Genomic DNA, 7220 nt, shown 5'->3' on the forward strand with positions numbered 1-7220 from the left:
AATAAGGCTTCCCAAGTAATTGAACCCACAATGCCATCAGAAACCAAAGGAATTCCTTGACTATCTAATGCTAAACTCTGAAATAACTTAACAGCAGATTTTGTACTATCGTCAAAAATTCCATTTTCAAGAATTGTTACAATTCCTAGTGCATTGAGCTTCTTTTGAATAGCAATGACAATTTCGGTGTTGGATTCACCTTTTTTAATATATCGGTTTGGATAGTTCATGATTGTTCATTTTTCTATTAATATTTCTGGATACGATTTAGAATTTTCATTTATTAAACTGCTAATTTTCATCGAATTGAACAAGAAATGCATCGTGTTAAAAAAAGTTTCTTCTATTGATTCCTTGTCGCCAAAAGCTTCAATACCAAGTGAATAATACACTTTGCGTTCAAGTGAAAATTTAGTTAGCTCTATTCCGGCTCCATTATTAATAATTTCTTTACCCGAAACAATCTTCTTGTTGTCTAAATCAAATTTCACTAATAACCTATCTTTTTCAATCAGTATCCAATCCGTTGTGATTTCTTTTGATACAAAGTTTTGCAGCACATCTAATGGATTTGTTTTTGAATCTAAATCGAAACTATATTTTACCCAGTTATTCACCGTTCCAATATTTTGGTTATTGAATTTATACGCACCTAAATCTTGCATCAAGGATTTCAATTCTAGTTTGGCAATAATATTTCCATGATCATCTTTTTTAGGCTCTCTAATTTTAATTCCTAAGGTTTTACTATTTGTTTTTAAATAGTAGTCTTGTCGTTGATAGTGATTTTTTTCTGAAAATCTTTCTCCAAAATTCAGAAACCAATTTTCTGCGATGTCCATTTCATTGGTTGAAAGAATCCATCTTGTTTCAGTACTTAATTGCATATTTTATTTTTTTGGAATGAATATAATTGCTGAAGAAGCGAAATCAAAAACACCACTATAAGTGGAAATTAAATTATTGTCTTTGTCAAAATAAGAAGCTGTATAATTTATTAATGTATCAATAGTTGCGGCATTGCTAACTAAAAAATTAATTAGCAAAGGCGTTTTAAAATCTGCTTTTAATCGTTCTAATGCGAATGTTGCTGTTGTTGCATTCACAGTGACTTCCAAACGAATTCTCCTGGTAGCTGCTTTTTGAGTTTGAAACTGAATTTGTATGTATTTATTAAAGCTATTTGAAGTGGCTACAATGTTAGAAAATTCTTTGCTAATGTTTTCGTTAATGTCATATTCTAAGAACGCGTTTTTAACATCTTTAACTGCTAAACTTGAATTCAATGTACTAAAAGGAATTTCTTTACTTTGTTCGCTTTCAATAGTATAATTAGAAAATGGACTGCTTGAAAACAGCGGTAAATCTGCAGTATCAATAGACAATGCGGTTTGAATTTTACAAGAAGAAAGGGAATTGTTTTTTAGAAGCATTTTTTTAGAAACATTGTCAATTTCAACAGATACCATTTCTCCAATTGTTTTTTGGATGTTGAATTCAATAATACTTGTGTCTTTTATTTCTTTATGTACAAAATTAATATTTGCATATTGAGACAAACTATTGTTTATAGAATTGATTAAAATACTAGCATCATTTAAATTTTCGGTGGAAAAATCTACTAAAAAATATTTGCCATCAACAGTAATGTTGGCGTTTTGAAAATATTGATTTCCATTTATCTGATAGGTTGCTTCAATATCGTTTGGATACACAAATTTTATTTTATCAAAATATCCTGTGCTGTTGCCATCAATTAATTTATTATTAAACAATTCAATTTTTAATTTATTTAAATCAAATTCTGACAAATCGGGTCCGATTGCAAATTGGAAACTGATTTTTGAAATATCATTGGAAAGACCACTATCGCTTTCTGTTCCGTGAAAAATAGTATTCACACACGGTATTTTAGTATCTGAACTTCTGGTGATATTATATCTTTTCGCTATTAACAAAAATTCATTTACGGCAACTTTGGATTTATATATGGAAAGTTTATCTAAATTAATTCCGGGAATAAAAATTTGCTCATATAAAGAAAAATCGACATTAAAATTAAATGGATTTGTAACAAATCCGCCACCAATCGTATGATATAAACTTTTTAATGGATCAGATTGTAATGGATAATTAAGTGTTTTATTTACTTTTAAAACAAACGTATTTTTAACATATTCAGGTGTTATTTCTAGCGTGTTATTAAAGGTAGTGACTGGTCTTACAAGATCCACTTTATCATTAATAATTAATGGTCTGATTACAGTATATTTCATTGGCGTCGCTATTGCATCCATTCTTAAAGAGTCGACTAAACTTGCCTTACGTAAAGTAAAATCTTTAGCTAATAAAAAGTTTTTTCTGGCTTTAGAGTAGCCTTTAAAACTAAAGAACAAATCAATATTGGATTTAAGTTCTTCAATGTTAGTGACCAAATTAGAAAAGGCAATTTTTACCGCTTCATCTTTGATATCAAATGTAATTTCCTTTTGTAATTCATCAACAATTCCATTAATTTTAATAACATTATCCTTAACTTTTAAGTTTAAAATCGCTTCTTTCAACTGAATAGGAATGTTTTGAAGCGTTGCGTTAACTACTTTATTTTTAAACGTATAGTTTAGTGTTATTTTTCCGAGATAACCTATGTTTTCACTTTTTTCATTCAGCACGTTTTCGTAATAAAAAACTTGAGAATTATGCAAGGGTGTAATTTCAATTTCTGGAAACTGAAGTTGAATAGCATTATCATTAAAATCTTTAAATAATGAATTTTGATCTACGGTGCTACTGTCTTCAATTAATGGAAAATATTCCTTATTTAAAAAAACACTAAGGATTGCAGGTTGCAACACTACAGAAGTTAAAACAGGATGTGTAACTACCGAAAAAGCTGGCGTTTTATCCTTATTAACTTCTGTAAAATTGTTACTTAATTTACCTTCTTCTAAATTAAATCTGTTGATAGGCACCATTTTATTTCCTGATATTTTGAATGTATTTAAATCTGGCATGACTTTTTAGTTTAGATAGTAGTTTTTACTATTTGAATGGTTAAAAATTCCAAAGAAGTGGTTTCCTTGTCAATATCAATTTTATTTTCAATTGTATGTAATGAATTGTCTTTGCTAGTGATAGTTGTTTGTTTTACAACAATCTGTTTGGATTTAGATATCAAAAAATCAAAGACAAAAGTTTCTGAATTTTTATCAAAAGTTTTCCAAGTAGCTTGTTTCATTGTATCTAGAATTTTTTCTTCTGTAAAAATTCTTGCGTTTGATTTCCAGACAGTTTGATTTGTAGAATTTGGATAGCCAACTTCCACATTTAAGAGTGAAATATTTTTTAAATGATCTGAATCATTTACGCATACTCTAATTTGTAGTTTATCGTAACTCATAATTAAATAATTATAGAAACAAAGAGGACAAATGTCCTCTTTGTTATCATTAAATTTACTCCATAAAAGAGGCTCTGATTTTTTCAACATCTTTGTTTTGAGCGTCAGTTCCGGATGGTATTTCGAATAAAACATCACCTGCAAAATAATCAATAGCAACGTAATTCGTTGAAATACTTACTTTTTTTGATTTCGTACCAATTTTTCCTTTACACGTATATTTAACTTTGTACTGCGTTGGTTTAATACTATAATTAGCTTCATACCACACTTTGTAAGGAATCATGTCTTCAAAATTATCAGCTGTAAATTTGAATTTTTGAGTTGACATTTTATCCACTTTTAAAGTTACTTCAATCGTATCACATTCAAAAAGTTCTTCGGTTGATAAAGTATAATCCACCATATTTGTGATTGGAAGCGGAATAAAAACGTTTGTTCCATCAAAGTCATATTCTACCACTTTATCCGCCAATTTTACTCTTTTGTCTTTTTCATACATTACGTTTGTACGAACTTTTACATTGCTTGGTGTTGCATTTTTAACGAAGTCAAAAACAAATTTATCATCAACCATAGATGGATCATTCCAGTTAGCTGGGAAAACAGCATCTATAGTTTTACCACCAGAAGTAGTTGTTTTAATAAATGGAACGCCACCTATTGCCATTTTACGACCTGAACCTTTCCAAACCATTTTACCTTTAGAATCTGGATAACCAACTTCAAGAGCTACTTGATTAACTGCACTATCTGATGTGATGATACCCTCTTTATCTACTCTCGCTATTCCACCATTTAAAGATGCAGTAACCTGAACTTTTGTAAAATCTTCGTCTAATCTTACTTCCGTGATGTATTTTTTCAAGTCTTCTTTAGCAGCATCACCTGATTTAGTTGTTAAAGGAGTTAGAGTTCCGCTTAATGTACTATCCATAACAGTTACAGCAGAAAATTTAATTTCGTCTGTAAACTGCACTTCTCTAATTTGTGTACCACTTTTTAAACTAACCCCAACGCTAATTCCTCCAGTGAAAATACTAAACAGACCTAGGCTTGCATTTGGATCACTTGCTGGTGTAAATTGTTTTTCTGGTTTGTCAAAAATTTCTTTTTGTAACAATTGGAAAGCAAACTCTCTTTGTTTAGTTAATAGTTCCATCTCGAACTTTTTCTTTTCATCATTAGAAAACTGTTCGTCAGTAAATATTTCACTTACAATTCCACCATCTGTTTTAATTTTTTCATATTCGCTTTCCCATTTCAAATCCGCATAACCACCAACACTTACATTCGCTTTAGCTGAAAAATATGTATGAACTCTTTTTACATCTATTGTAGTTTTAATTTTGGTAGTAGGTAAATATCCTTTGTATTTAATAGCGTTTTGTACTACTAAATTATTGTTGCCATTTTCTAAAGAAGATTTTACTAAAAGGGCACTATTTCTTCCCATTAAAACAGAGAAAGCATTTTCACCTAAGCCAAAAGTAGTTCCATTTCCCTCACCTTGAACATTGAAAGACCAAGGGTTTTGCCCGTCAAAAGGAAGCTTATCTTTTTCACCAATAATATGCATCGAAATTTTGTTTTCTGTCAATTGAATTGGTCTAACATTCGTTTCGTTAAAATCTTTATCTACTCCTTTTATATAAGAAAACAAACCAAATAGTTTTGAGTGTCTTTGGTTTTGGTACTCGGTATGCAGTTTTTGTTTTAATTTATCTATTGCTTTTTTTAGCACTTGTTCTGGTACATCAATTGTAGAGGTTAAAGTGGTGAAAGCACCTGCTTCTTCACTAAATCCTTCTGAACCAATTATACCAGAATCAATAACTCCTTTAAAAACCTGCATTGAAAATTTATATTTTCCATCTTTAACAGGTTCTTTAGCTAAACGAGGAGCTTTTGGATAATAATAAAATTGCATCGCTTTATTTTCCTTTCTTAAATCATTATTGTGAGGATCTGGTGAAAATAGTAGTGTATAATCTACTCCATCTTCATTTTCTAATAAAATTTCTACTGTTCCCGCTCCCGCATGTGGGTAGCCAAGAGGTGTTGCATTTGCCATAATTTTGTTTTTTAATAGTTTAAAAGCTTACTCTTTTATGGGTTTTCAGCTTCCCCCATGAATTAACTACTTGTTTCTTTATTTTTTAAGAAAATTGAATTCTTGCTTGATTAATTAAATCGACCATATCTAAACCTCCACTTGCTGCATTTGTGGTATTATTTTGCCAGCTTTGAACAGCAACTACTTTAGGAGTTGTTCCCCAATATCCCCAAAATGTTCCCCACTTTGACCAGGCCAAACATCACCTTGATGATATAGTACTTGTTTATTTAAATATAATTTGGTTTAACTCAGTGGTTTTACCTTCGGTTTGATTTATTTGTGCTGCTCCCATCGCTGCTAAAGCGTTTGATATTTGTACGTCTAATGCATTTCTTTTGATATTACCACTAGTTGCTCTTAAGACTTTGCATAAATTATAAGTAAAATAACCCCGAGTAACTCCTCCCATATTTCCTTCCATGGCAACTTGACTTTCTTTACAAGCTGCAAAAAGTGCATGATTCATGGTGGTTGCAGTTATGACTTGTTTTGTGCCTTTTTTACTTGTTTTTTTAACTTCAACTAATTCTTTTGAGTGGTTAAAATAAAACTCGTCTTCTAAATTAGGTTCAATAAATCGTGCAGCTTCATTTGTAGGATTGCCATCTAAATCAACTAAGTTCATTCTTCTTGTTCCTGTTCCTGAGTGGCAGCAATCAAAAATGACATCCATATTAACGCCTGCAGGAAGTTTCTTGAGTATAGCAGCAAATTCATCATCTCGAATTACTCCAGCCGATGCATAATCATGCGGACAAATAGCGTCATCTAAGCCATCAACCTCAAAGTCGGATCCTATATTTGCAACTCTGGTTCCATGTCCGGAATAATAAAAAACGATTGAATCTCCTTTTTTGCTCGTAGTAACCAAATTGGTTAAATTCGAAATAATGTTTGCTTTTGTTGCGTTATGATTTGTTAAAATTCTTACGCTTAATGCCGGAAAACCACAAATTACTAAGGTGTTTGCCATATCTCTTGCGTCATTAACGCAACCGTTTAAATCAGGACCTCCAGTCCCAATAGGGGCATAATCATTAATACCCACAACCAATGCTTTCTTTGCCATTTTCTTTACTTTTTAAATTGTTAGACTTTATTATTACTTATTATACTTTATCCTAACTTTCTACTTTTTAGGATTGTCAAAAATTATTTTTAAAAATTTAATTTGTTTTAATATTTTGAACGATGTAAAATTGAAAATATTTAAACAATTGATATAGAGGCAATTCACCTAATTTTTATAAGGATTTTTGCGGTTATAAAAAGGGTGTATTTCCCCTTGTCATTCTTTACATATCTAGATACTTTTGTAACTCAAACAATAAAACACCAATTAATTATGAAAAAAATCTTTACCATTATTGCATTAGCAGTAATTTTACAATCATGTGAAAAAGAAGAAAAAAGTTTTGAAAATCCTAAACAGTTAATATCTGTTGAAGAAGCAAAAGAGATGAATCTGAGATATATCAATGAAAGATCACAATTGATTTCAGAAAGTTTAAAAATTGAAGATGCAAATGCGGTATGGTATTCTATCGAAGAATTAGAAAATTACATCCATTACGCAAAAACCGAAGGTGCAAAAAATGGATATAAAATCGACGGAATGAGATTCTATCTAGGCGTCTATGGAAAAGATCCTAAAAATGCAGAAAAAGCAGGATTAACCACTATTTTTTTAACACCTACAGG

General features: G+C 30.6%; 8 protein-coding genes. 1 reads left to right on the plus strand and 7 read right to left on the minus strand.

Annotated elements, in window-relative coordinates; genetic code table 11:
• From ACIQ2S_RS09535 to ACIQ2S_RS09565, 7 genes are all read right to left on the minus strand, one after another.
• Window positions 1–230, minus strand: a 230-nt coding sequence (locus ACIQ2S_RS09535; protein ID WP_396175360.1) for a peptidoglycan-binding protein, incomplete at its 3' end; no start/stop codon positions are given.
• 6 nt (window positions 231–236) lie between these two features.
• Window positions 237–887: a hypothetical protein gene (locus tag ACIQ2S_RS09540; protein WP_396175362.1), complete on the minus strand. Its 651-nt coding sequence runs from the start codon at window positions 885–887 to the stop codon at window positions 237–239.
• A gap of 3 nt (window positions 888–890) precedes the next feature.
• Window positions 891–3014 (minus strand): hypothetical protein, encoded by a 2124-nt coding sequence (locus ACIQ2S_RS09545; protein ID WP_396175364.1) that lies wholly within the window; start codon window positions 3012–3014, stop codon window positions 891–893.
• Between the two features lie 11 nt (window positions 3015–3025).
• Window positions 3026–3487 carry a hypothetical protein gene (locus ACIQ2S_RS09550; RefSeq protein WP_396175366.1) on the minus strand — a complete coding sequence of 154 codons (462 nt, stop codon included), beginning with the start codon at window positions 3485–3487 and terminating at the stop codon, window positions 3026–3028.
• Window positions 3456–5474, minus strand: a complete 2019-nt coding sequence (locus tag ACIQ2S_RS09555; RefSeq protein ID WP_396175368.1) for a hypothetical protein — start codon at window positions 5472–5474, stop codon at window positions 3456–3458. The genes ACIQ2S_RS09550 and ACIQ2S_RS09555 overlap by 32 nt, the downstream gene beginning before the upstream one ends.
• Before the next feature lie 85 nt (window positions 5475–5559).
• Window positions 5560–5715 carry a hypothetical protein gene (locus ACIQ2S_RS09560; protein ID WP_396175370.1) on the minus strand — a complete coding sequence of 52 codons (156 nt, stop codon included), beginning with the start codon at window positions 5713–5715 and terminating at the stop codon, window positions 5560–5562.
• A gap of 27 nt (window positions 5716–5742) precedes the next feature.
• A complete protein-coding gene (locus ACIQ2S_RS09565) occupies window positions 5743–6588 on the minus strand; it encodes a caspase domain-containing protein (RefSeq protein WP_396175372.1) in 846 nt (281 codons plus the stop codon).
• A gap of 276 nt (window positions 6589–6864) precedes the next feature.
• Between ACIQ2S_RS09565 and ACIQ2S_RS09570 the strand changes: the two genes are divergently transcribed.
• The coding region (locus ACIQ2S_RS09570) for a hypothetical protein (RefSeq protein WP_396175374.1) at window positions 6865–7220 on the plus strand (356 nt) is incomplete at its 3' end.

The organism is Flavobacterium sp., from assembly GCF_044371705.1.
Taxonomy (GTDB): Bacteria; Bacteroidota; Bacteroidia; order Flavobacteriales; family Flavobacteriaceae; genus Flavobacterium.